The organism is Novimethylophilus kurashikiensis, from assembly GCF_003112435.1.
GTDB lineage: Bacteria > Pseudomonadota > Gammaproteobacteria > Burkholderiales > Methylophilaceae > Novimethylophilus > Novimethylophilus kurashikiensis.
The window spans coordinates 164836-189915 of the sequence record NZ_BDOQ01000019.1 but is presented as its reverse complement, the minus strand read 5'-3'; the positions used below and the strand labels follow the sequence as shown (position 1 = coordinate 189915).

Annotated in this window: 27 protein-coding genes; 14 read left to right on the top strand and 13 right to left on the bottom strand. The window is 56.7% G+C overall.

The annotated features are described in order from the left end of the window. Window positions 1–2: 2 nt before the first annotated feature. From NMK_RS16130 to NMK_RS16115, 4 genes are all read left to right on the top strand, one after another. Complete coding sequence (locus tag NMK_RS16130; RefSeq protein ID WP_109016790.1) at window positions 3–659, top strand: response regulator; 657 nt, start codon at window positions 3–5, stop codon at window positions 657–659. Beyond that, window positions 656–1984 carry an ATP-binding protein gene (locus NMK_RS16125; protein ID WP_109016789.1) on the top strand — a complete coding sequence of 443 codons (1329 nt, stop codon included), beginning with the start codon at window positions 656–658 and terminating at the stop codon, window positions 1982–1984. The genes NMK_RS16130 and NMK_RS16125 overlap by 4 nt, the downstream gene beginning before the upstream one ends. A gap of 61 nt (window positions 1985–2045) precedes the next feature. Next, window positions 2046–2885, top strand: a complete 840-nt coding sequence (locus NMK_RS16120; protein ID WP_109016788.1) for a radical SAM protein — start codon at window positions 2046–2048, stop codon at window positions 2883–2885. Window positions 2886–2973: 88 nt separating this feature from the next. After that, complete coding sequence (locus tag NMK_RS16115) at window positions 2974–3342, top strand: Rap1a/Tai family immunity protein (protein WP_109016787.1); 369 nt, start codon at window positions 2974–2976, stop codon at window positions 3340–3342. A gap of 466 nt (window positions 3343–3808) precedes the next feature. On the opposite strand, the gene mnmA is transcribed toward NMK_RS16115, so the two are convergent. From mnmA to NMK_RS16095, 3 genes are read right to left on the bottom strand one after another with little or no spacing between them, the layout of a single operon-like run. Further along, window positions 3809–4885: a tRNA 2-thiouridine(34) synthase MnmA gene (gene mnmA / locus NMK_RS16105; protein WP_109016785.1), complete on the bottom strand. Its 1077-nt coding sequence runs from the start codon at window positions 4883–4885 to the stop codon at window positions 3809–3811. A gap of 25 nt (window positions 4886–4910) precedes the next feature. Next, entirely contained in the window at window positions 4911–5354 is a 444-nt protein-coding gene (locus NMK_RS16100; RefSeq protein WP_109016784.1) for an NUDIX hydrolase, read from the bottom strand. A 35-nt stretch (window positions 5355–5389) separates the two neighbouring features. Then, window positions 5390–6028: a MarC family protein gene (locus tag NMK_RS16095; RefSeq protein WP_109016783.1), complete on the bottom strand. Its 639-nt coding sequence runs from the start codon at window positions 6026–6028 to the stop codon at window positions 5390–5392. A gap of 59 nt (window positions 6029–6087) precedes the next feature. Between NMK_RS16095 and NMK_RS16090 the strand changes: the two genes are divergently transcribed. The 3 genes from NMK_RS16090 (at window position 6088) to rng (ending at window position 8755) form a co-directional block, all read left to right on the top strand. Then, the gene (locus tag NMK_RS16090) at window positions 6088–6642 is read left to right on the top strand and encodes a DJ-1 family glyoxalase III (RefSeq protein WP_109016782.1); all 555 of its coding nucleotides are present in this window, start codon (window positions 6088–6090) and stop codon (window positions 6640–6642) included. Between the two features lie 10 nt (window positions 6643–6652). Continuing rightward, window positions 6653–7240: a Maf family protein gene (locus NMK_RS16085; RefSeq protein ID WP_109016781.1), complete on the top strand. Its 588-nt coding sequence runs from the start codon at window positions 6653–6655 to the stop codon at window positions 7238–7240. A 66-nt stretch (window positions 7241–7306) separates the two neighbouring features. Next, entirely contained in the window at window positions 7307–8755 is a 1449-nt protein-coding gene (rng, locus tag NMK_RS16080) for a ribonuclease G (RefSeq protein ID WP_109016780.1), read from the top strand. Window positions 8756–8840: 85 nt separating this feature from the next. Here rng and NMK_RS16075 read toward each other — a convergent pair whose 3' ends face one another. From NMK_RS16075 to NMK_RS16040, 8 genes are all read right to left on the bottom strand, one after another. Further along, window positions 8841–10079: a sensor domain-containing diguanylate cyclase gene (locus tag NMK_RS16075; RefSeq protein WP_109016779.1), complete on the bottom strand. Its 1239-nt coding sequence runs from the start codon at window positions 10077–10079 to the stop codon at window positions 8841–8843. Further along, window positions 10079–10618, bottom strand: a complete 540-nt coding sequence (locus tag NMK_RS16070; protein WP_109016778.1) for a YfiR family protein — start codon at window positions 10616–10618, stop codon at window positions 10079–10081. The genes NMK_RS16075 and NMK_RS16070 overlap by 1 nt, the downstream gene beginning before the upstream one ends. Further along, window positions 10615–12591, bottom strand: a complete 1977-nt coding sequence (locus tag NMK_RS16065; protein ID WP_109016777.1) for a TonB-dependent receptor plug domain-containing protein — start codon at window positions 12589–12591, stop codon at window positions 10615–10617. Before NMK_RS16065 ends, NMK_RS16070 begins: the two co-directional genes overlap by 4 nt. Before the next feature lie 163 nt (window positions 12592–12754). Beyond that, entirely contained in the window at window positions 12755–14740 is a 1986-nt protein-coding gene (locus tag NMK_RS16060; RefSeq protein ID WP_109016776.1) for a dynamin family protein, read from the bottom strand. A 3-nt stretch (window positions 14741–14743) separates the two neighbouring features. Then, the gene (locus NMK_RS16055; protein ID WP_109016775.1) at window positions 14744–15037 is read right to left on the bottom strand and encodes a DUF167 domain-containing protein; all 294 of its coding nucleotides are present in this window, start codon (window positions 15035–15037) and stop codon (window positions 14744–14746) included. Then, window positions 15034–15609 (bottom strand): YggT family protein, encoded by a 576-nt coding sequence (locus NMK_RS16050; protein ID WP_109016774.1) that lies wholly within the window; start codon window positions 15607–15609, stop codon window positions 15034–15036. The genes NMK_RS16055 and NMK_RS16050 overlap by 4 nt, the downstream gene beginning before the upstream one ends. Continuing rightward, entirely contained in the window at window positions 15610–16419 is an 810-nt protein-coding gene (proC, locus tag NMK_RS16045) for a pyrroline-5-carboxylate reductase (protein ID WP_109016773.1), read from the bottom strand. It abuts the gene before it with no gap. A gap of 90 nt (window positions 16420–16509) precedes the next feature. Further along, window positions 16510–17214: a YggS family pyridoxal phosphate-dependent enzyme gene (locus NMK_RS16040; protein WP_109016772.1), complete on the bottom strand. Its 705-nt coding sequence runs from the start codon at window positions 17212–17214 to the stop codon at window positions 16510–16512. Between the two features lie 55 nt (window positions 17215–17269). Between NMK_RS16040 and NMK_RS16035 the strand changes: the two genes are divergently transcribed. The 4 genes from NMK_RS16035 (at window position 17270) to aqpZ (ending at window position 21444) form a co-directional block, all read left to right on the top strand. Beyond that, a complete protein-coding gene (locus NMK_RS16035) occupies window positions 17270–18313 on the top strand; it encodes a type IV pilus twitching motility protein PilT (protein WP_109016771.1) in 1044 nt (347 codons plus the stop codon). A gap of 66 nt (window positions 18314–18379) precedes the next feature. Further along, window positions 18380–19516 (top strand): PilT/PilU family type 4a pilus ATPase, encoded by a 1137-nt coding sequence (locus NMK_RS16030; RefSeq protein ID WP_109016770.1) that lies wholly within the window; start codon window positions 18380–18382, stop codon window positions 19514–19516. Window positions 19517–19778: 262 nt separating this feature from the next. Further along, window positions 19779–20204, top strand: a complete 426-nt coding sequence (locus NMK_RS18575; protein WP_181376314.1) for a hypothetical protein — start codon at window positions 19779–19781, stop codon at window positions 20202–20204. 550 nt (window positions 20205–20754) lie between these two features. After that, window positions 20755–21444, top strand: coding sequence for an aquaporin Z (aqpZ, locus tag NMK_RS16025; protein WP_109016769.1), 690 nt, complete (start codon window positions 20755–20757; stop codon window positions 21442–21444). Between the two features lie 298 nt (window positions 21445–21742). On the opposite strand, the gene NMK_RS16020 is transcribed toward aqpZ, so the two are convergent. Both NMK_RS16020 and trhO read right to left on the bottom strand, forming a co-directional pair. Then, window positions 21743–22402, bottom strand: coding sequence for a glutathione S-transferase (locus tag NMK_RS16020; protein ID WP_109016768.1), 660 nt, complete (start codon window positions 22400–22402; stop codon window positions 21743–21745). Then, entirely contained in the window at window positions 22389–23354 is a 966-nt protein-coding gene (gene trhO / locus NMK_RS16015; protein ID WP_109016767.1) for an oxygen-dependent tRNA uridine(34) hydroxylase TrhO, read from the bottom strand. The genes NMK_RS16020 and trhO overlap by 14 nt, the downstream gene beginning before the upstream one ends. Before the next feature lie 213 nt (window positions 23355–23567). Here trhO and NMK_RS18825 point away from each other — a divergent pair, with 213 nt between their 5' ends. Genes NMK_RS18825 through NMK_RS16005 form a run of 3 tightly spaced genes read left to right on the top strand, consistent with a single transcriptional unit; the run spans window position 23568 to window position 24882 of the window. Continuing rightward, on the top strand, window positions 23568–23768 hold the full coding sequence (locus NMK_RS18825) for a VOC family protein (RefSeq protein WP_227871536.1): 201 nt from the start codon (window positions 23568–23570) through the stop codon (window positions 23766–23768). Then, on the top strand, window positions 23683–23961 hold the full coding sequence (locus NMK_RS19105) for a VOC family protein (protein WP_370848971.1): 279 nt from the start codon (window positions 23683–23685) through the stop codon (window positions 23959–23961). Before NMK_RS18825 ends, NMK_RS19105 begins: the two co-directional genes overlap by 86 nt. A gap of 18 nt (window positions 23962–23979) precedes the next feature. Further along, complete coding sequence (locus tag NMK_RS16005; protein ID WP_109016766.1) at window positions 23980–24882, top strand: DUF72 domain-containing protein; 903 nt, start codon at window positions 23980–23982, stop codon at window positions 24880–24882. The last annotated feature ends 198 nt before the right edge of the window (window positions 24883–25080 follow it).

The window sequence follows — 25080 nt, the reverse complement described above, 5'->3', positions numbered from 1 at the left end:
CCATGCGCATCCTGCTTGTCGAAGATGACGCCCTGCTGGGCGACGGCATCAAGGCTGGTCTGAAAGAGACCGGCTTTGCCGTGGACTGGGTTACCGACGGCCATGCCGCGCGGCTGGCCCTGGAAACCGAGGAATATTGCCTGGTCGTGCTCGACCTCGGCCTGCCCAAGGTTTCCGGACTCGACGTGTTGAAATGGCTGCGCACCAGCGGTCGCCAGCTGCCGGTGCTGATCCTCACTGCGCGGGATACGGTCGCCGACCGTGTAAGCGGTCTCGATGCCGGCGCCGACGATTACCTCATCAAACCCTTCGACCTGGACGAACTCACCGCCCGCCTGCGTGCCTTGCTGCGGCGTAGCGGCGGACAAGCCACGCCTGTATTGCGCCACGGCGACGTCGAACTCGACCCTGCCGCCCACAAGGTCAGCAAGGCCGGCCAACCGGTCGAGCTTTCCTCGCGCGAATTCGCCTTATTGCATGAGCTGCTGTTACACAGTGGCCACGTGCAATCCCGCGAGCAGCTGGAACAGCGACTCTACGGCTGGGGCGAGGAAGTGGAGAGCAATTCGGTGGAAGTGCATATTCACCATCTGCGCAAAAAGCTCGGCACCGAACTCATCCGCACTCTGCGCGGCATCGGCTACGTCATCGATAAATGAATTCCCTCCGCCTTCGCCTCATGCTCATGCTTTGCGTGGCGCTCAGCCTCGCCTGGGGCTTTGCCGCCTGGTTGAGTCATATCGAGGCGCGTGCCGAGGTCGATAAACTGTTCGACGCCCAGCTCGCGCAATCGGCGCAAATCCTGATCGGCACCGCCGGTCACGAGTTGTACGAACGCCTCGAGCAAGGCAGCGACGAAGCCCCGCCCCTGCATGAATACGAACAAAAAATCGCCTTCCAGATTTGGGAGGGCAATCACCTGCTACTCCGCTCGCCCATCGCCCCATTGAATGCCATGGCCGCTCCCATGCCCGGCTACAGCAACGTACCTATTGGAGGCGAGACATGGCGAGTCTTCACTTACCGTGACCCGGACCAAACATTGGTCATTCAAGCCGGAGAACCCATGAATGCCCGTGAAGCACTGGCCCGGCATATCGCGCTTCGCATGTTCCTGCCCAGTCTGGCGGCGCTTCCTTTGTTGGCGCTGGCGATCTGGGCGGCAGTCAGTGGCGGGCTACTGCCGCTGCGCCGCCTGAAAGCCGAAGTGGCACGCCGCGAAGTCGATAGGCTCGACCCGCTCTCTATGCAAGGCGTACCGGACGAAGTCGCTCCGCTGGCCGCTGCCTTGAACGATCTGTTCAGCCGCCTGGAACGCGCGTTTGAAACCGAACGCCGCTTTACCGCGGATGCTGCGCACGAACTGCGGACGCCTCTCGCCGCGTTAAAAATTCAGGCTCAGGTCGCCTTGCGAGCCGCAGAAGATGAAGCGCGCACCAACGCGCTTAAAAACGTCATTCATGGCGTAGACCGCGCCACGCATCTGGTGGAGCAACTGCTCACCCTGGCACGGGTCGATCCGGACGCTGCCGCCACAGAACATGTACCGGTTAACCTGCATACCCTGGCTGCGTCCAGCCTGGCCGATATCGCCCCCATGGCGCAGGCTCGCCATATCGAACTGGCGCTGGAAAACGACGCGCCCTGCATCATCCAGGGCAACGCCGCGCAACTCTCCGTCCTGCTGCGCAACCTGCTCGACAACGCCATTCGCTACACCCCGGAGGGCGGGCAAGTCATCGTCGCCTTAATCGACCATCCTCACCCCACGCTCGAGGTTCGCGACACAGGTCCCGGTATTCCCGAAGCCGAGCGTTCAAGAGTGTTGGAGCGTTTCTACCGCGTGACCGGTAATGCCGCCGAAGGCAGCGGGCTTGGCCTTTCCATCGTGCGCAGGATCGCAGAACTACACCATGCTGAGCTGACGCTATCATTACCCTCCTCCGGCTCTGGATTGATCGTCCGCGTCGTTTTCCCCCTTTAGACCGAACCTGCCGCACGCTTTTAAGCAGCGGAGTTGCGGCTAGACGTTTAAAATCCACGCCATGACCGTGCTAACCCCCACCGACCACCGCCGCGACGTTGCCGGCTACACCTACGTGTATCCCGTGGTATCACGCCGCGCTGGCGGCGTATCGGTCGGCATTAACCTCAACCCGAACAACGCCTGCAATTGGGCCTGCATCTACTGCCAGGTGCCCAACCTCGTCCGCGGTGCTGCGCCGAAGATCGACATCGCCCAGCTAGAAGCGGAACTCCGCGAGTTTCTCGGCCAGGTGCTGCATGGAGACTGGCTGGATCGACATGTGCCTGGAGGCATGCGCCAACTGCAAGACATCGCTTTTTCCGGCAACGGAGAGCCCACCAGCGCCGAGGAGTTCCCAGCCGTCATTGAAACAGTACAGCGCGTGCTGCAAGACCTGGGTTTATTGGGAAAGCTGAAAGTGCGCCTGATCACCAACGGCAGCCTCATGCACCGCGAATCGGTACTGGAAGCTATCGGCCGCTTGGCGACCATGAACGGCGAGGTATGGTTCAAGGTGGATCGTGCCACCGCAACCGGCATGGCGGAAATCAATCAAGTCGAAGGCAACGTGGAAGGCGCGAAACGCCGACTATTGGCTTGCGTTGCCCACTGTCCCACATGGTTGCAAACCTGCTGGTTCGCCATCGACGGTTTAGCGCCGCCCGAGACGGAAGTAATGGCTTACCTTGAGCTCATCCGCTCGGTGGCGTTGGATATCCAAGGCGTCCATCTCTACGGCATCGCCCGACAACCCATGCAGCCCGGCGCCGAACACTTATCGGCTTTGTCGGAAGATGCGCTGCTGGCTTACGGTGAACGCATTCGAGCCCTCGGCGTAACGGTTAACGTCAGCCCCTAGCCTTAGCGCAGGCGGCCTCGCCTGCAGTATTTAATATTTCCAAAATGCAGGCGAGGCCGCCTGCGCTACAAATGACAGGACCTTGCGCATGAACCGCTGGATTTGGCTACTCGCCCTGCTACTGCCGCAAATAGCATCAGCCGACAACTTCGAAACCGGGCAGGACTTATACGCCCTATGCAAACAAGCCGCCGACCCCGCCAAACGCAACGACCTCGCCTTCGGCCTCTGCATGGGCTATATCGACGGCTACATCTCAGGCTACCGCTTCAAAAAGGAAATCGAAGGCAGCCCGCAAATCTGCAGCGACATTGAAAAACGCTCCAGACGCCAAGTGCTGAAAGCCGTCGTCGACCACCTGGGCGAACATCAGGAAGATCAGAAGGAACTCAAGAGTATTGCAATGTACCGCGCGCTGTTGGACAAGATGACGTGCCCTGGGGAGAAGGGTAAATAGCGCTTGGAAAGACACAAAGTGTCCGCTCTCCTCGTAGGGCAGGCGGCCTCATCTGCTATCGAAAAATGCAGGCGAGGCCGCCTGCCCTACAGTTCAAGCTCAAGCCGTTCCAACAACCAGTCCTCATCTCGAACTTGCCACCATATCCTAAATCCCCTTCTGCCGCGCTGAGCAGCACAGCCAATCCGGGGGCTGTCGGCGAGGACTGTCTGAGGGCTGAAAGCCCGAGTTCCGCAGCCGCCCGGCTTGGCGAGCAGCGCAAGGCAGTCCGCAGGACCGCAGCAGGGGGTGCCATTTCCTTTGGTTACTTTCGTTTGGGCGAGCAAACGAAAGTAACTAGCCGCCGGGCTACCCCCGGCAAATAAAAAAGCCGATTTCTCGGCTTTTATGAAACGACAACCTTCACCATAACCCTCTACCTCAAGGTGAGAGGGAATTTCCATTGCCAGCGGACGCTTAGCCAAACCTAGGCAATCATCCCCCCACCCAAGCAAACATTACTTTCATAAACCACCACCGACTGCCCCGGCGTCACCGCCCACTGCGGTTCAGCGAACTTGATCTCGCATTCCTTGCCATCGATCAGATCGATCTCGCAAGGCGCATCCGGCTGCCTATAACGCGTCTTGGCGCAGTAGACCCAATGCGTCCTGGGATCGTGCCCGGCGATCCAGTGCATGTCGGTCGCCTTGAGGCCGTCCTTGAGCAGCAGCGGATGGTCGTGGCCCTGTACCACGACGAGCACATTGTTCTGCATGTCCTTGCCAGCCACAAACCACGGCTCGCCGGTGCCGTCCTTGCCTCCGCCGATACCCAGTCCCTGGCGCTGCCCCAGGGTGTAATACATCAAGCCCTCGTGCTTACCGACCACCTTGCCTTCCGGGGTACGCATCTCGCCCGGCGTCTTGGGCAGGTAGCGGTTGAGGAATTCGCGGAACGGGCGCTCGCCGATAAAGCAGATGCCGGTGGAATCCTTCTTCTCACTGGTCGCCAAACCAGCCTTGCGGGCCAATTCGCGCACTTCGCGCTTGTAGAGGTCGCCCAGCGGGAACATGGTCTTGGAAAGTTGTTCCTGGTTGAGGCGGTAAAGAAAATAGCTCTGATCCTTGCTGCCGTCTTCCGCCTTCAACAGCTGGAACAGACCGTCGCGCTCGCGAACTCTTGCATAGTGGCCGGTGGCGATCTTGTCGGCCCCCATGGTCATGGCGTGATCGAGGAATGCACGGAACTTGATCTCGGAATTGCACAAAATATCCGGGTTCGGCGTCCTGCCGGCCTGGTATTCGGCGAGGAAGTTGGCGAACACCTTGTCCTTGTATTCCTTGGAGAAATTCACCGCCTCGATCTCGATGCCCAACCGGTCGGCCACAGCCACGGCGTCGATGAGATCCTGCTTGGCGGGGCAATACTCGTCGGTGTCGTCGTCCTCCCAGTTCTTCATGAACAGGCCGACGACTTCATACCCCTGCTCTTTCAGCAGCAAGGCAGTGACCGATGAATCCACGCCGCCCGACATGCCGACGACTACGCGCTGTTTTTTCATAGGTGCAATTTCAATCAATACGATTTCACAAGTGGGTCAGGACCGAGAGCGGAAAGCGCTGGCCGGCCCAGTAATGTTCGAAGCAGGTGAGTACTTGCGGGCTGCGATGGCGATCCGCGCAAGCCCGGATTTCGTCAGGGGTCAGCCACACCGCCCGCAGAATGCCTTCGTCCAGCGATTGAGCGGGATCATGTCCATCCGCTTTGCCGATAAAGGCGAAGCGCAGGTAAGTGATGTCTTTTCTGGGATGCTTCCAGTGATACACGCCAAGCAGTGCCTCGGGCTGGAAGCGGTAGGCGGTTTCTTCCTGAACTTCACGGATGGCGGCCTCGATCAGGGTTTCCCCCTCTTCCAGGTGGCCGGCGGGCTGATTGAACATCACACCCTCATTGGTTTCTTCTTCCACCAGCAGGAATTTGCCGTCGTGTTCGATAACCGCGGCAACGGTGACATTGGGTTTCCAAACCATGGAGTTACTCGAGATTGCGCAAAAAACGTGCAATTTTACCCGTTAACGAGGCCTGGGAACAGGCTTGCCAATCCGCGTGCCATGAACTCCACGGACATTGCCGCGAGGATCAAGCCCATCAGCCGTGTGACGATGTTGATGCCGATCGTGCCCAAGCGCTCTGCAATGAAGTCCGACAGCAGCAGGATGCGCCACGACAGCACGCTCACTACCGCTACCGGAATCAACAAGCTGATATGGCCGACCACGCCGCCGCTATGCTCCGCGGCGATAATCATGCTGCTGATGGCACCCGGCCCGGCCAGGAGCGGGATACTCAGCGGAACGATGGCCACAGCATCGTGCTCGATGGCGACCTGGGCTTCCTCCGGCGTTTGGCGCGCTTCGCTCTCCTTGGCGTGCATCATCGAAATCGCCATCAATAACAGCAGGATGCCGCCTCCCACCTGGAACGAAGCGATACTGATGCCGAAGAAATCCAGCATGCTGTCGCCGATGAAGAGCGAGAGCGCCAGCACTGTAAACACGGTAATACCAATGATACGTGCCGTTTTCGCGCGATGCGCCGCCGACCAGCCGTCCGTGGCGGAGATGAAAATCGGAATCGTGCCGATGGCGTTAACGATGGCGAACAAGCCCACACCAATCTTGACTAAATAGTTCCAGTCGATCATTTGATGGCCTCAAGTGAATCGGTTAGTATCGACTCCCCAACTGAACAAGGAGGCGGAAAATGGCTAGGGTATTGATTCCGCTCGCACCTGGGTGCGAAGAAATTGAAGCCGTCACGGCTATCGACATCTTACGCCGCGCCGGTATCGAAGTCATTGCAGCAGGCTTGCAGCCCGGCCCGGTTCGTGCCAGCCGCGGCACTGTTCTGATGCCGGATGTCACGTTGGACGAAGCACTCCGAAAGGATTACGACATGGTGGCCTTGCCCGGCGGCATGCCGGGTTCGGAACACCTTAAGAACGATGCGCGACTCGGCCAACTCATGAAAAGCATGGCCGCCCAAGGCAAGTACGTCGCCGCCATCTGCGCCGCCCCCATGGCCTTGCAGGCGGCCGGCTTGTTGGAAGGCAAACGTGCCACCAGTTTCCCCGGCGTCATCGACAAAATGCCGGGCACGCATCGTTACGAAACAGATCCGGTAGTAATGGATGGCAACATCGTCACTTCGCGCGGGCCGGGTACAGCAATGGATTTCGCGCTGCAACTGGTCGAATTGCTCGCCGGAAAAACCAAACGCGACGCCGTGGAAGCCGAACTGCAACGTCCAGGAAAATAACGCTCCCAACATGACGGTCAAGATCTACCTCGCCTCGCGCTCCCCCAGGCGCGGAGAACTACTGCGCCAGATCGGCGTGGATTTCGAAGTATTGCCTTCGGACATCGACGAATCGGTGCGGCCGGGTGAAGCACCGGAACACTATGTGCTGCGCCTCGCACGCGAAAAGGCCGAAGCTTGCATGCAGCGGCTGCAACAGGACGGTCGCCCATTGATGCCGATTTTGGCAGCCGACACCACGGTATGCGCTGACGGCGAAATCCTGGGCAAACCGGAAAGCGACGCCGAGGCCCATGCCATGCTGCGTCGCATGGCGGACCGCTGGCACAGCGTGCATACCGGCGTGGCCCTGGCTTGGAACGGGCAAGTGGAAGTCTTGATTTCCAGCACGCAGGTCGAAATGGCGCCGCTCTCCGACGAAGAAATTGCGGCTTATATCGCCACCGGCGAACCGCACGACAAAGCCGGCAGCTACGGCATTCAGGGGCTGGCAGGCGCATTCATCCGCCGCATCGAGGGCAGCTTTACCGGCGTGATGGGGTTGCCGGTGTACGAGACTGCACAATTACTTAAAAAGGCCGGGCTCAATGTATTGTAGGAGCGCCGCCTCGGCGCGATTTCAAAATAGCTGTCGCGGCGAGGCGCCGCTCCCACAGGGATAAAAATGAGCGAAGAAATACTGATCAACGTCACCCCGCAGGAAACCCGCGTCGCCGTGCTGGAACAAGGCGTGGTACAGGAACTGCATATCGAGCGCACCAGCAGCCTCGGCCTGGTGGGCAATATCTACAAGGGCGAAGTGTGCCGGGTACTGCCGGGCATGCAGTCGGCGTTCGTCGAAGTGGGCTTGAGTCGCGCAGCCTTTTTGCACATTGCGGACTTGCTGGAATTCGGCAACAACCAGGAAAAAGAAATCCAGGAACTGCTGCACGAAGGCCAGCCGCTGATGGTGCAGGTGATCAAGGAGCCCATCGGCACCAAGGGCGCACGGCTGACCACACAGATCAGCATCGCGGGACGTTTCCTGGTGTACCTGCCGGAACAGGAACACATCGGGGTTTCCCAACGCATCGAAAACGAAGCCGAACGCGAGGCGCTGCGCGAGCGCCTGACCAGGCTGCTGCCGGAAGGCGTGGAAGGCGGCTATATCATTCGTACCATGGCCGAAACGGCGACCGATGCGGAACTGTTGGCCGACCTGGATTACCTGCACAAGGCCTGGGCCAATATCCGGGAGACCAGCCGCACGGCCAAGAACCGTTCACTCATCTACCAGGACCTCAGCCTGCCGATGCGAGTGCTGCGCGACTTCGTCAACGAGGAAACCGAACGCATTTATGTAGACTCGCGCGAGACGTTCCAGAAGATGCAGGACTTCGCCCAGCGCTATGCAAGCGCATCGCTGGAGCGCATCGAACATTATCCTGGCGAGCGGCCGTTGTACGATTTGCATAACATCGAGAACGAGATCGAGAAAGCGCTCTCGCGCAAGGTCGAGCTCAAATCCGGCGGCTACCTCATTTTCGACCAGACCGAGGCGCTGACCACGGTAGACGTCAATACCGGCAGCTTTGTCGGCAGCCGCACGCTTGCCGACACCATTTTCAAGACCAATCTTGAGGCCGCACAGACCATAGCGCGCCAGCTACGGCTCAGAAATCTCGGCGGCATCATCATCATCGACTTCATCGACATGGAGGATGAAACCCACCGCGCTGCTGTACTGGATGAACTGCACAAGGCTGTGACGCGCGACCGCGCACGCACCAGCATCCACGGGTTCTCCGGGCTGGGATTGGTGGAAATGACGCGAAAACGCACCCGCGAAAGCCTGGGGCATATCCTGTGCGAGCCCTGCCCTTGCTGCCAGGGCCGCGGGGAACTCAAGACGGCCCAGACGGTGTGTTACGAAATCCTGCGAGAACTGCTGCGCGAGTCGCGCCAGTTCAACGCTCGCGAATATCGCATCCTGGCTTCGCAGAAGGTCATCGATCTCTTCCTGGATGAGGAGTCGCAGGCGCTTGCGATGCTGTCCGACTTTATCGGTAAACCGATTTCATTGCAGGTAGAAGCGCAGTACGGGCAGGAAACTTTCGATATCGTGCTGATGTAGGATCGCCCGGAGGAGATCAGTCTGTAGCGCAGACAGCCTCGTGCAGTAAAACAAGTTACACAGGCTGATACCGGCAAGCCGCTTGCTACAGTTCTATGCTGTATTGATGGTAGGTATTCTTGGTATGGCCTTTGGCGATATACATCGCTGCATCGGCCGTTTGCAGCAGTGTGGAAGTATCGTCGGCGAAGTCCGGGCACATGCTGATACCGATACTCGCGCCGACCACCACCTCATGCCCATGCAGTAACGCCGGCAGGGATACCGCTGCGATAATTTTTTCCGCAAGCATCGCAGGTGTTTGCAAGTCCTTGACGTTTTCCAGGATCACGGCAAATTCATCTCCGCCGATACGGCAAACAAGATCGTTGTTGCGTAGGACGGCGCTCAGACGGTTGCCTACCTCTCGCAGCAAATCGTCCCCAACATGGTGCCCCAAGGTATCGTTGACGATCTTGAAATCGTCGAGGTCGATGAACATCAAGCCGCACCGCATGTGATAACGCTTGGCATTGGCCACCGCCTGCTCGATGCGCTCCTTGAAAAAATGCCGGTTCGGCAACCCAGTCACGCTGTCGTAGAACGCCAGTTCCTGCAACCGCTCGTCGCGCTCCTGAAGGTTAGACATCATGTCGCGAAAAGCCCGGGACAAGTCGCCGATTTCATCCAGTCTTTCTGCCACTGGACGCACGCTGTAATCCTGTTCGTCAGCAACGCGGTTGACCATCGCCATGAGTTGGGACAACGGTTTGGTAATGGAATGCTTGAGCTGAATGGCCAGCCAGAGCGAAATCGCGAGCCCCAGGAAGACCGTGACTGAGATCACGATAAAGTACAGCCACACCCGGTGATAAAACGAATCCAGGCTGGTTTCCAACGCCAACATGCCGACGAACTGAGATTTGAGGTAAACCGGCTTGGTCAGCTTGAACCCTTTCCAACTCAAGACTTCGGTCGATTTCGTGGAAATCTCGATGCGCTCAGTATCACGCTGCGGTAGATCATATCGCCGGTAAGAAGCCAGCACGGCCCCATTTGGAGCCATTAGCGTGGCGCGTTGCATGTCGGGAGAAGCGCGCAACGTCGCTAGCGCCTCTCTTGCCATGGTCGCATCATCGAAGGCCATCGCCGCCGCAGCATTGTCGCTGACGATATCGGCCTGGATACGGATTTCCTGCAAAGTAGCCTGTTGCGTTGCGTAGTATTCGTAGCCGAACAGAACGAATACGATAGGAATAAGCGCGATCAATACGACGAACGTATTGGTAAGTATCAGCTTGGATTGAATCGGCTGATTATTAAACCAATCGTTCAGCCGAGTCATTATTCACTCCCGCCTCCGCGGGCCAGACGCAACAACCGTGCACTGATGTTGAGATTGACGCTCTTGGCGACGTTGTTATTGATCTCGAAGACCAAGCGTTTGCTTTCCGGTCGCAGGAAAATCGCCATTCCGGCGCGCGCCACATTCTCGTCGTCGGTAACAGTCAAGACTGGCCGCCCGGCAATTTCCCGCATGAGCTTGGACACGTCCGAATGTCCGACTTCCGAAACGAATAGCACCTGACATTCCTTGGCATCGCCCAAGGCTTCAAGCCGTCGGATATTGATACGCCGGTTATTGACCACCTTATCCTGCAAGGCATCCAGGGCGGCCCCCAAGTCCTCATGCCCCAGGTAGCACAGCTCGAGGCTGGCTCCCAGGCTATTCGCCGGCCACTCGGTCAGCATCGCGAAATTGTAGAGATAGCCCGCCTTGACCGTATATTCCGGCAACGCCCCAGCCGCGTTGGCGAATGAAATATGCCATCCACAAGCCACAATGGAGAAGCACAACACCCAATGTCTCAATATCGTCCTCATCTGAAGTTGTACTCCAGTTGAAGCCAGAGATTGCGACGCGGGAGCGGCAACAAGCGAAGATCGCTCACATATCCTGGTTGGGCGATATCGGTTGCGTAGGTGTTGAAGAGATTGCGAATACTTAACGAAACATTCGCGTTTTCAATAAGGTGGCTTGAACTTAGGGTCAGGTTGGCCAGCGTTTCGGATTTGGCTTTGGACAAATTGACGAATTTATACCTTGGCCCAATGCTCTGAACCTCAAACCCTGCAGTCAGCTGATTCTGCAATAGCGGTTTTGCAATATTCAGCTTTGCCAGCCAATGGGGAACATTGGCGATATGCGGTCCCAAATTGTTCTCGACATACTGATGGATGTAGCTGGTATTAAGCCGCATACCATCATCTGTAATATGCTCCAAGCCGATTTCCTGCCCGTCGGTTGTAACCTCCTTGTGAAACTCAGCGACGACATTCGTGATATGGCTATGGTAAAGCGATGTCGTCAGCCGGGACTTGCTTGAGAATTGCTGCTGCCAGACCAGTTCTGTCGTCGAGACAACTTCCTGCTTGAAGGTGGTCCTGTTTGGATCGATCGCTACGAGCGTATCTTCCCAGGGATTTCTGTACCTGAATGCGTTGCCATAGGACAGTTTGAAAGTTGAAGATGACCAGGGCTGATAGACGCCTGCCAAACGTGGGCTGAACGCCCCACCATTTCGACTGTCATGGTCGTAGCGGAACCCGGGAGTAATCGCGAAGTTATTGGTCAGGCGGTATTCGTCCTGAGCGTACAGGCTGAGCGTCCTCGCGCTCGTATCGATCAAAGGCTCGTCGGAAGCACTGCTATCGGATAGCTTCTGTTGATAATTGTTGCGTAGCTCAGCCCCGAACAGAACGGTATGGTTGTCGAACCAGGTTCCGACGAACTTGACATCAGTCCCCCACCAGCGCCCATTATTAAGCTGCACGTAGGGTAGATCTGGATTACCGGGATCGATGGTCGGGTCTCGGTAGTCGGAACGGAACAGGTATTGTCCGTAATACACATGACTTGATGATTTGAGCCGCTCATTCAGCTCGGCATCGTAATTAAGGCTAATAAACCCGTTATCGTTGATAGTTGAACTATCGCGACGCCCAACTTCTGTTGGGACGCCATTATCGAAGAACGTGTCGTCGTAGAGCGCATATCTGGCATTGCCGAACTCCAAGGTCCAGCCTTCATAGCTCCCCTTGAAGAACAGACGATGATTATCCGTCTCTTTCATATGGCGGAAATCATGATCCCCCAACCCGACGGCGCTCAGTTCCGGGAATACAATACTGCGGCCCTCATCCTCATAACGGGAGGCAGAAAGCAATAACTCTGCGCCGTTATCCAGATGCTTACCGTAGGAGAACCTTTGCATGCGCTGATTGGCATTTTCACTGCCGAATCCGGCGCCTAGCTGGACCCCATCAATGTCCCGACCTCGCTTGGTGGTGACATTGATAACACCGAGAAATGCATTGTTGCCATAGCTGGTTGAGCCAGGGCCAGGGATAAATTCGACGCGATCGATGAGTTCAACGTCGATCAGTCCATCGTCACCGATAAACACTTGATTCTGGACATTATCATTGACCGCATAGCCATCAATCATAAGCATGATGCGGCCGGCATAGTCGCCGGGATGCCCCAATCCGCGACCGCCCAAGGAGTCTTGTATCAGCGTGGAGGTCACATAGAGCCCGCGCATGCTCTTGAGGACATCGGACAAGGTGCGATAACCGTAGTCGCGAATGTCTTGCGCAGTAACAATGGAAACGGCAGAAGGCGCATCACTGATTTGACGCGCAATACGGCTGGCGGGTATGAATTCGGTCTGGACCAGTTGCTCGATCGGCACCTGCGTAACATCCAGCGCCGTCGATTCGGCTGCCACTGTGGGTGCGGCCCAAAGACCGGCCACCAGAGCCAGAATGATTTTTTGTTTTATTGGGTTCGCCATTGGAAGTGGCTTTTTATTATTGTTTTCATTAGGTTGCCATAGTAGCACAACCGTAATCAAATGTTTATATTCAGTGAGGAAAAGCCGACACGCTAGAGCTTATCCCTCAGTTAAATTAGTACTTTGCTGACATTCGGATGCAGCCAAAAGCTGCATCCGAATGTCAGGATGAGAAGCTCAGTTCCGGGCCTCCGGCCGTTACCTCTGCTGCTGCCGGGGATTCTTCTCCGCTCTCTTGAGCGGCTTTCACCAACTTGAGCAAAATCTGGTCGATGGCGGCGCCTTGCGCTTGTACTGCCTTGCAATTGGCTTCGGCTTCCGCGATGTTCTTTTGCAGCGCATCGAGGTTTTCGTGGATTTTCATCAGCGACTCGGTACGCTTGTCGAGTTGCGCCTTGTGTTCGGCGATTTGCAGCTTGAGGGGCGCCAGCAGCCCCTTGAGCCAGACACCGGCGTCGTGATGGGCAGTTTCGAAAATATTGCGCGCTTCGGTCACCAGGCTGAAAAAGAACTTCCTTACCAGGAAATGCTTTTCCGTCATGACGTTCACCGGGTCTTCGCAGAAATCCTCGGTAAGCTTTACCAGGTTTTCCATACTCTGCCGGAATTCGCTCATGTCGAGCTTGGGTGGAATACGCGGCTCGAAGCCATGCTTAGCGTGGAACATCCGGTAGAGTTCTTCGCTCAGTTTTTGCAGTTCCAGGCCTTCCTGGGTAATGCCTTGGGCGAGAGCACTGGTTTGCTGGATCAACCGCTTCATGCCATTGTTAAGGCCGCGGGTGGTCCACGAATCGCCTATATCCTCACGGGCCTTGTCCAGCATCTGGTCCAGCCGTTTCATGCTGAGCTGATGCATAAGCGCTTCGCCCTGCTGATGCACCTTCTGGCTCGCAACGCTGTAAGTGCGCAGCGATTCTTCATACACATGCCGGTCGGCAGTGACCTTGTCGAGCAGCTTTTGCACCACGGCCTGGTTCTTGCCGCGCAACGCGTTGAGCTCGTCGTACTGCGCCTTTGCAGCTTCCACGCGCTGCTGGAAAGCCTTGCGCGAGATTTTCACCATGTTGCCGGTTTCGGCCAGGATGGTCTTGCGCAGGATGGCGTGTTTGCCAGCCGTCAGGCTCTTTGCCAGCGTCCGTTCCAGGCGTTCGATGCCGCTGCGTTCGAGCAGGGCTTCATCTTCGCGCACACGAGCCACCAGCGCTTTCTGGGCGGAAATAGCGAAAACATCAGCCGGAGGAATCGTGAGTTGCCGCGCGGTGGAGACGACCTGTGCCTGGATCATGGCCTCGACCTCGCCTCGGCTCTTGAGGTCATCCCACAAGATATCGATCTTGTTGAGCACGGCCAGCTTGCGGCTCGCCCGGTCGCGGATGAAATTACTCCAGATAGTCATGTCCGACTTGGTCACGCCGGTATCCGTGGCCAGCAGGAAAATCACCGCATGGGCATTTGGAATGATGCTGAGCGTCAGCTCCGGCTCACTACCCAAGGTATTGAGCCCTGGCGTATCGAGGATGACCAGGCCGCTTTCCAGCAGAGGATGCGGGAAATTGATCATCGCATGGCGCCAGAATGGAATCTCCACCTTGCCCCGCGCTTTCAACGTCTGCACCATCATCACGTCGTTCTCGTCCCACAGGCCGAGCGACTTGGCTTCTTCCTGCGTGACTTCCTTCTGCTGCACTAGGGCGCGGAAGGCTTCTTGCATGGCCTCGGCCGAGCTGGTATCCAGACGCAGCTTGTTCCAGGCGCTAGTATTGTGTTTCAGCAGGGCGATGCTGTCGTCGCCCTTGCGCGTCTCGATGGGCAGCAGGCGGATATAAGGCTCATCGTCAGGGTCCCAGAAAATTTCCGTCGGGCACATGGTGGTGCGACCCGCATCACAAGGCAGCAGCCGGGTTTTGTAATCGGAAAAAAACAGCGCGTTGATGGTTTCGGTCTTGCCGCGGGCGAATTCGGCGACGAAGGCCAGCACCAGGCGGTCGTGCTTCAACGCCTCGGCCATGTCGTAAAGGCGCAGATCCTGCACCGAATCAGACGTCCCGTTGGCGTCCAGCCAGTTGCGATAGTCGGCGATAGCCGTCGCGATGAGCTCGCGCCACTGGCGATAGTCGGCAATTTTTTGTTCGAATTGTGTCGTACTCATGGTTTAGGCTAGCAGCGTCTCCGGCGCAATCGGCGGGTCCAGGATTTCCACCACCTTCTGGCGGGAGTGCTCCCCATGCTTGAGCACCACCTGGCTCTTACTGACTTTAAATGATTTTCTTAGGAATTCCAATAACTTATCGTTCGCCTGATGATCGGCAGGCGGTGCGGCCACCTTGACCTTGAGTGCATCGCCATGCAGCCCGGCAATTTCGGTTTTACTGGCATTGGGCTGAATGTGCAGGTTCAGCACCAGCTTGTGACCGTCTTCCTTCAAGGTGTACCACAATGCACTCACAGCAGCCTCTGCAACTGCATTTCAATCGGCGCGACCACCAGCATGAGGAGCAACTGGGCGATTAGAAACACGACGAGCGGCGTCAGATCGATGCCGGACCCCATGGTGAACTTGCCGCGCAAAGGCCGCATCAAGGGCCGCGTCAGACTATCGAGCAATGGGGCGACCGGAGTATAAGGATTCACCCAGCTCAAGATCGCCTGGATGATGACCGCATAAAGAAAGATATAAATCGACAGCTTGACCAAGCCTAATGCAGCCAGCCCAACCAGTGCTGCATAAGCTGTGCCTGTCGCCAGCATCAACGGATAGCCTTGCAGCCACAAGGTTGCGGCTTGCAGGATGAGTTGCGCGATGAACGCCAGGAGCAAGGTGGACATATCCAGCCCGCCCAGCGAAGGGATAATGCGGCGCGTCGGGCGAACCAGAAAATTGGTAAAGGCGACGATGGCTTGCGAAATCGGGTTATGGAACGGCGCGCCGACCAGTTGCAGGTAAAAGCGCAGCAACACGCTCAGCGTAAAGAGGCCGAACAACGTATCCAGCAAAAATATGGCAGCTTGCGCGATCATTTATTGGTTCCCTAGGATATCGCCCAGCTCTCTCGAACGGTTCGCGGCGGCATGCAGGGCCTGCACGATGCTGTCCTTGACATGGTTGGTTTCCATGCTGAGCAGCGCCTGCTCGGTGGTACCGCCCTTGGACGTCACTTGCTGGCGCAAAGTGGCAAAATCGTGCTCGCTGCCCAGCGCCAATTGTGCTGCGCCCAAGAAGGTTTGCATCGCCAACACACGGACTTGCTCGGCCGACAATCCAAGTTCGACACCCGCCTGCTGCATGGCCTCGAGAAAATAAAACACATACGCAGGGCCGCTGCCGGAAACCGCAGTGACAGCATCCATCTGCACCTCGTCCTCCAGCCAAACCACCCCGCCGACAGCGCTCATAAGCTGACCGGCCAAATGACGCTGCTCGGGTGTGGTAGCGGGAGCAGCATATAGTGCCGACACTCCGGCCTGCACTTGGGCCGGCGTATTGGGCATGACGCGCACCACGGCACCGTAGTTGCCCAGCCAGCGGGCAAGATCGGAACACCGCACGCCGGCGGCGATGGAAATCACCAATTGATTGCTGAGCAGGCTGCCCAGGAAAATCGCCACGTCACGCAGTTGCTGCGGCTTGACCGCCAGCACGATGACATCGGACAAAGACGCCGCCGGCAGCTCGGCCGCGACGTTAATGCCGAAATCCTGGTTAAGTGCATAACGGCGGTCGCGATCCATCTCCACCACAGTGATGTCTGCCGGTGGGCAGCCCTTGGCCAACAAGCCGATAATGATGGCGCGGGCCATGTTGCCGCCGCCTACGAATGCGATTCTCAATTGAAATCCTTTTTTAGCCCCGGCTGCCTTGATGATGGCAGCTTGAATGTAGCGCAGACGGCCTCGCCTGCATTTTTAGAAACTTTCTGCTCAGGCTTCAGTCTCGGTCCGATATTGCCGCGGACCGAAGATCGCGGTTCCCACACGAACGATGGTCGAACCTTCCGCAATCGCTGTCGCAAAATCGTCCGACATGCCCATAGACAGTGTATCCAGCGCATAGCCTTGTGCAGCAAGGCCATCGCGTAATTCCTTTAGCATTCTAAACCGCCGGTGTTGCAATGCAATGTCGTCGCTCGGTTCCGGGATCGTCATCAAGCCGCGCAGCTTGAGGCGCGGTAAGGCCGACACAGCCTCGGCCAGCGCCGCAACCTCGTTCGGCGCGCAACCGCTTTTGCTCGCTTCGCCGCTGACGTTAACCTGTAAACAAACATTAAGCGGCGGCAGCGTTTCCGGCCGCGCCTCGGAAAGCCGTTGGGCGATCTTGAGGCGATCCACACCATGCACCCAGCTAAAATGTTCAGCAATGGGCCGCGTCTTGTTGCTTTGGATTGGCCCGATGAAATGCCACTCAATAGGCAGCGATTTCAGCAGTTCCTGTTTCGCCAGTGCTTCTTGCAGGTAACTCTCGCCGAATGCCCGTTGGCCTGCATCGAAAGCCTCTTGCAATTCATCGCTCGAATGCGCCTTACTCACGGCCAGCAGCAAGACCTCCTGCGGATCGCGCCCAGCGGCTTCGGCGGCCTTGCGAACGCGGTCCCGTGTGGCTTGCAAGCGCTCTGAGATTGTTGTCATAATCCTCGAATCGTTCGAATCTCTACATCTTTCAAAAATTATATCAGGGGGTTTCATGGATATTTCCGATTTGCTGGCCTTTTCCGTCAAGAACAAGGCCTCCGACCTGCACCTCTCCGCAGGCATGCCCCCGCTGATCCGCGTCCATGGCGACGTGCGCAAGATCAACGTACCGGTGATGGACCACAGCCAGGTCCACGACATGGTGTACGACATCATGAACGATGGCCAGCGCAAGCAATACGAGGAAAACCTCGAGTGCGACTTCTCGTTCGAGATTCCCAACCTGGCCCGCTTCCGCGTCAACGCCTTCAATCACCAACGCGGCGCAGGCGCCGTGTTCCGGACCATTCCGTCCAAGGTGCTAACGCTGGAACAGCTCAACTGCCCGCCGATTTTCAAGGATATCGCCCAGAATCCTCGCGGCTTGGTACTCGTTACCGGCCCCACCGGCTCGGGTAAGTCCACTACCCTGGCCGCCATGATCAACTTCATCAATGAAGAAGAATACGGCCACATCCTCACGGTAGAAGACCCGATCGAATTCGTGCACGAATCCAAGAAGTGCCTCATCAACCAGCGCGAAGTCGGCCCGCACACCCTATCGTTCTCCAACGCCCTGCGCTCTGCGTTGCGCGAAGACCCGGACGTGATCCTGGTGGGCGAAATGCGCGACTTGGAAACCATCCGCCTGGCGCTGACTGCCGCCGAAACCGGCCACCTGGTGTTCGGCACACTGCACACCTCCTCCGCTGCCAAGACCATCGACCGTATTGTCGACGTGTTCCCGGCCGCGGAAAAGGAAATGGTGCGTTCGATGCTGTCGGAATCCCTGCGTGCCGTTATTTCGCAAACGCTGTGTAAAACCAAGGACGGCAACGGCCGCGTGGCGGCACACGAGATCATGATCGGCACCCCGGCCATCCGTAACCTCATCCGCGAGGCCAAAATCGCCCAGATGTACTCCGCGATTCAAACCGGCCAGAACCTCGGCATGCAGACACTGGACCAGAACCTCACCGAGCTGGTCCGCAAGAACATCATCGGCCTACCCGAGGCTCGTTCCAAGGCCGCCAACAAAGACACCTTCGTCGGCTAAATCTCCCCGGAGCGCGGATTGCCGCGCTCCATCTCCCTCTCAGCGCGCATTTAAAAGGACTTCATCATGGATCAAAGCCAAGCCGAGAAATTCGTATTCGATCTCTTGCGGTTGATGCTGGCCAAGAACTCGTCCGACCTGTTCATCACTGCCAACTTTCCGCCGGCGATGAAGATCGACGGCAAGATGACCCCGGTGACCAACCAATCGCTCACCCCCCAGCAGTGCAAGGAAATCGCGCGTTCCATCATGAACGACAAGCAGGCGGCCGAGTACGACGCCACCAAGGAATGCAACTTCGCCATTGCCCTGCCCGGCCTGGCGCGCTTCCGTGTCAACGCCTTCGTCCAGCGCGGCTGCACCGGCCTGGTATTCCGCACCATCGCCACCAAGATCCCGACCTTCGAAGAACTCGGCCTGCCCGAAGTGCTGAAAGAAGTCGCCATGACCAAGCGCGGTCTCGTGATCTTCGTCGGCGGCACCGGCTCCGGTAAATCCACTTCGCTCGCCGCCATGGTGGGCTACCGCAACGAAAACAGCTTCGGCCACATCATCACCATCGAAGACCCGGTCGAATTCGTGCACGAGCACAAGCACTGCATCATCACCCAGCGCGAAGTCGGCGTGGACACCGACAACTGGTTTGCCGCGCTGAAGAACACACTGCGCCAAGCCCCCGACGTCATCCTCATCGGCGAAATCCGCGACCGCGAGACCATGGACTACGCCATCGCCTTCGCCGAAACCGGTCACTTGTGTTTGGCCACCCTGCACGCCAACAGCACCAACCAGGCGCTAGACCGCATCATCAACTTCTTCCCCGAAGAACGCCGCCAGCAACTACTGATGGACCTCTCGCTCAACGCCAAAGCCTTCATCTCCCAACGCCTCATCCCCAAAAAAGAAGGCAAGGGCCGCGTCGCCGCCATGGAAATCATGCTCAACTCCCCGCTGATCTCCGACCTCATCTTTAAAGGCGACGTCCACGAGATCAAGGAAATCATCGCCAAATCGAGAGAACTCGGCATGCAAACCTTCGACCAGGCCCTGTTCGACCTCTATGAAGGCGGCCAGATTACGTTTGAAGATGCGCTGCGAAATGCTGACTCGGTGAACGACCTGCGGCTACGGATTAAGCTGGAAGGGAAGGAATCGAAGAACAAGGACTTGTCGGCGGGATTGGAGCATTTGGATATTGTTTAAGTTTTTGGACGGGTTCTGACTACTAGATGCTAAATGAGGCAGGTTGAAACTCACTCAAAAGAAAATATCGACCGCATGCTCTTCGCGCTGCTTCAAGCGAAAGGCATTGCATCAGCCTGGTCTACTTGCGTAGTCTCCACGAGATCAACTCATTAAACAGTGCCAGCAGCTCTTTGCCGATCTAAATTTCCGCTCACAACTGGCCAATTACCTTGAAGCAAATCCTGTTATTGTCCAGTCTGTTGAGACAGTTCTCACACAGTTGGCTTTCTCAGCAGGTGTTAAGTGGGAGCAAGCTCAACCATCCCTACATGTATTGGCTCGTCGCGGCCAACATCTTGCTCGATGGCTACCAACTTTTCTGCTACTAGACGGACCGCTTGGACGTCTTCTCAAGCAAGCACCTTCACCACTCGCAGCGGTGCTCAAGTCCACCTATTCAAGTTTTCCATTACTTGCAAGTGCACGTGATGCCTTCAATACAGACCTATTTCGCAAGGTTAGAAATGGCTTTGCCCATTGGTCGTTTGTCTGGCAAGAACGTGAAGGCTCTGTACAAATACAAGTATTCCACTTTGAAACCGGAACACTAGAAGCAGAGATATCCGTACTTGAGGGTGAAGCGCTTCACTATCTTTCCGCAACAGTCATAGAGTCACTCGACAAAGAGCTACTACGCAAGGTCTGAGCAAGCATCAAGAGTCTTAAGATTCTTCATTAAAAGTTGGATTGACTTGGAACCTGCATGAAATAAGCCTTTCAGAGCGATGATCTAACCAATGAAACGCAAGCGTACGTGTGAAGAATAGTAGCCTAAGCCGCCAAACTCCCCTCTGCCGCGCTGAGCAGCACAGCCAAGCCGGGGGCTTTCGGCGAGGACTGTCTGAGGGCCGAAAGCCCGAGTTCCGCAGCCGCCCGGCTTGGCGCGCAGCGCAAGGAAGTCCGAAGGACCGCGGCAGGGGGTGTCTTTTTGTTTGGTTCCTTTATTTTGGACAAGCAAAATAAAGGAACTAGCCGCCGGGCTACCCCCGGCACAAAAAACAAAAGCCGAGTTTCCTCGGCTTTTACATCCTCCCGCTAAATACAAGGCACCTACGCTCCACCAACCACCACCCCGTCCGCCCCCACCAAGAGAGCAAGATACCGATGGAATATTTTGCTAGTATTTCATCGCCTTATTTGAGAAATAACCATTTCACCGCTGCATACGATTTACCCATATTCGGGAGGAGATACAAATGAAACAGTACGGTGCGGAGTTTCTTGGAACATTCTGGCTCGTTCTTGGCGGTTGCGGAAGCGCAGTGCTTGCTGCCGCATTTCCGAATGTCGGTATCGGTTTACACGGTGTCGCGCTTGCGTTCGGTCTTACCGTGCTGACCATGGCCTACGCCATCGGCCATATCTCAGGCTGTCACCTCAACCCAGCAGTATCGGTGGGCCTTTGGGCGGGCGGCAGATTCCCCGCTAACAAGCTTCTTCCCTACATTGTGGCGCAAGTTCTCGGCGCTATAGTCGCAGGCGGTGTGCTCTACGTCATCGCCAGCGGCGCGGCGGGTTTCGACGTTTCCAAAGGCTTTGCATCGAACGGCTATGGCGCACATTCACCCGGCGGCTATTCCCTGATGGCGGCGTTGGTCTGCGAAATCGTCATGACCATGTTCTTTCTATTGATCATCCTCGGCGCAACCGATAAGCGCGCCCCCACTGGCTTTGCCCCGATTCCTATCGGACTGGCGCTGACACTCATTCATCTCATCAGCATTCCAGTGACCAACACATCGGTTAACCCCGCGCGAAGCACAGGAGTCGCCGTTTTCGTCGGCGATTGGGCTATTAGTCAGCTCTGGCTCTTTTGGCTCGCGCCCATCGTTGGCGCAGTGCTGGGGGCCATGACTTATAAATTCATTGCCAGCGAGGAAAGCTAAGTTGGGCTGAACTTGTGAAGCCCAACAATAGCCGATGTGAAATCGATCGAATCGTTGGGCTTCATTTCATTCAACCCAACTTACGCCGGAGCCACAAATGATAGGTGCAATATGCGAAGCTTATTGCACCCTACAGAAAGCTCCTCCATTTCGTATGTATTGAATTTTCATTAGATGTTGCTCGTTCCTGGAAGCCGCATTAAATGGACCTCCCAGGGCCATGATCTAACCAATGAAACGCACATGTACGAGAGAAGCATAGTTCCGAATTGGCGTTCCAAACTGCCTCCCACCTTACCTAGGAGAAAACAACGCCATCTGTCCCCGGCACCCACTGCGAATATTTCTCCATAACCCGCTCGAACATCCCCGCCCCCACAATCCCCGACAACCAATCCCGCAGCCGCGGCCAAGGCTGCGCGCTAAACCAATCCAAATCCGTCTGGCTAAACTGCCTCACAAACGGCGCAATCGCCATATCCGCCAACGCCGGATGTTCGCCGAACAAATAAGCTGCCTCACCCAACCGCGCCTCAAGCCCCAACAAAAACCCCTGCGCTGCCTCACGATGCTCCAGCGCATCGACATTGTCATAACGCTCCGGATATTTGTAGCGATCCAAGTGAAACTTGAACTCCCCATCGCATTGCGCGATCAACGCCAGCATCGCCTCCAGCGAGCCCTGCTGCGGACTTAACCATTGTTCAGGGTCGTACTGCCGCAGCGCCCACAGCATGATGTCCAGGCTTTCATCCAGCACCTGCCCATCCGTGAGTATCAAAACCGGCACCGTCCCTTTTGGCGATGCGTCCAGCATGGCCTGCGGTTTATCCCGCAACACCACTTCCCTCAACTCGCATCGCTGACCGCTGACCAGCAATGCCAGCCGTGCACGCATGGCATAGGGGCAACGGCGGAAGGAATACAGAACTGGGAGATCAGCGTCAGTCTTCTGCATCGTCAGGCTTGCGTTTGGTTTTGGGTTCGAAACGTGCGCCGATGTGCGCCTGATTGCGTTGCTCGGCCAAGGTGACTTGGCGCTGGCGTTCGGCCAAAGCTTGCTTCTGCGCTTCGGTTTTCTGGCCGTGGCAATGCGGGCAACTGACGCCGGGCTCGAAAAACTCGGAAGCCTTGTCTGCTGCGCTGATGGGGTGGCGGCAGGCGCGACAGAATTCGTAGCTGCCTTGTTTCAAGCCATGGCCGACCGATACACGCTCGTCGAACACAAAGCATTCGCCTTGCCACAGGCTTTGTTCTTGCGGCACGGTTTCCAGGTATTTCAGGATGCCGCCTTCCAGGTGATAGACCTCGTCATAACCCAGGCTGCGCATCAAGGCGGTGGATTTTTCGCAGCGGATGCCGCCGGTGCAGAACATCGCGACTTTAGGCTTAGTGCCGTCTTTTTCGCGCAGGGCCTCGGCTTGTGCAACCCACGCCGGCAGTTCCGAAAAGCTTTTGGTCTTGGGGTTAAGTGCGCCTTTGAAGGTACCCACCGTCACCTCGTAATCGTTGCGGGTATCGACGACCACGACATTGGGGTCGCTGATCAGCGCGTTCCAGTCTTGCGGTCTGACATAACGGCCGGCCATCTTGGTGGGATCGACGCCCGGCACGCCCAGGGTCACGATCTCGCGCTTCAGCCGTACTTTCATGCGGTAGAACGGCATTTTTGCAGCGAACGATTCCTTGTGCTCTAGATCGGCCAGGCGCTGATCGGACCTCAGGAACGCAAGTACGGCATGGATGCCTTCCGGCAAGCCGGAGATGGTGCCGTTGATGCCCTCCTCAGCTAACAACAACGTGCCTTTCACACCGTGATCGTTGCAGCAGGCCAAGAGCGGCGCTTGGAGTTCGGCAAAATCGGGCAGCGCTACGAATTTATAGAGGGCGGCGGTTAAGTATTGCGACATCTGTTGATGTTTCCGAGGTTTTGACGGCGAGCTTCGATCAGCCCAGACATGTATTGTGCAATTTTCCGGGGCATCATGCGCCAGAAATTTTCCGTCGCTATCTACCTAAGGGTTTGATCGCTTGCCGACATTCAAACAATAGCGTGCGTTATATGATTCTCTTGCTTAAATGGCTGAGCAACACTTGATACTAAATCTGTCGAGGAGAGAGTCATGAACCCCGTCGTTCACTTCGAAATACCCTACGATGACCGCACGCGTATGGCCAAGTTTTACACCTCGGCCTTCGGCTGGCAGACGCAAATGCTGGGCGAGGAGATGGGAAATTATGTGCTGGCAACCACGACTGAAGCCGGGGAAGACGGTCGCCCCAAGCACCCGGGGGCAATCAACGGGGGGCTTTTACCAGAATAAACCGGATTGGCCGGCGCAGCATCCTTCGCTAGTCATTGCCGTGCAGGATATTCAGGCGGCGATGAAGAAAGTAGCGGAAGCAGGTGGCAAAGTGTTGGGCGAGCCTATGGAGATTCCCGGCGTGGGGCAATATGTGTCGTTTATCGATACGGAAGGCAACCGCTTGAGCATGTTGCAGCCGCTAATACGCTGAGTAGAAGTCGCATCCTCTATGGCCGCAGATATTCGCATCGGCATTTCCGGCTGGCGCTATGTCCCATGGCGAGGCGTGTTCTACCCCAAGGACCTCAAGCAAGCGCATGAACTCAATTTCGCTTCTCGCGCGTTGCCTACTATAGAAATCAATGGCACGTTCTACGGCCAGCAACGCCCAACGAGCTTTGCCAACTGGTACGCAGACACCCCAAAAGATTTCGTCTTTAGCGTGAAATCCCCGCGATATGTCACGCATATCCTGCGGCTCCGTGAAGTCGAGAAGCCCATCGCCAATTTTTTCGCCTCGGGATTGTTCTGCCTCAAGGAGAAACTCGGGCCGCTGCTATGGCAGTTTCCGCCCAGTTTCAAGTTCGATCCGATGCTATTCGAGGCGTTTCTCAAGCTGCTGCCTCACGATACGGAGGAAGGGCTGGAACTGGCTCGGCGACACGATGCGGGCATGAAGCAGGTATTCCTTGCAATCGATCGCAAGCGTCCCTTGCGCCATGCGGTAGAAATCCGTAATACGAGCTTTGTCACGCCGCACTTTATCGAGCTGCTGCGTCGATATGACGTCGCGCTGGTAATCGCCGATACCGCAGGGAAATGGCCTTATTACGAGGACGTCACCAGCGACTTTGTCTATCTCCGCCTGCACGGCGCCGAGGAACTTTATGCCAGCGGATACACGGATGAGGCATTGGATCGATGGGCGGCGCGTATCCGGGCATGGAGTCAGGGTTCGCAACCCGAAGATGCACGCTTGATTGCGGATCTTGCGCCCCCGCATCGCAAATCTCGGGATGTGTTTTGTTATTTCGATAACGACATCAAGGTGAAAGCCCCGTTCGACGCACGCAAGCTGCTCGGCCGACTCGGCTTGGAACACGGGCTGACTCCGCTCACACCGCCACCCTAGTCACCTGTTCAAATTGGTGCATATCGATATCTACTGGTGCTTGCCGGCTAGCAGCACAATCGCGAACAAAACAACAAGTTATTGTTTTTAAATGATTAAATTATTGGCATAGATCTTGTTTAGGATAGAGCGACGGCACCGGCCCGGCTTAATCGCAGTGCCGTCCCCGAGCTCTGCGATTAGGCGGCGAGTAGACAT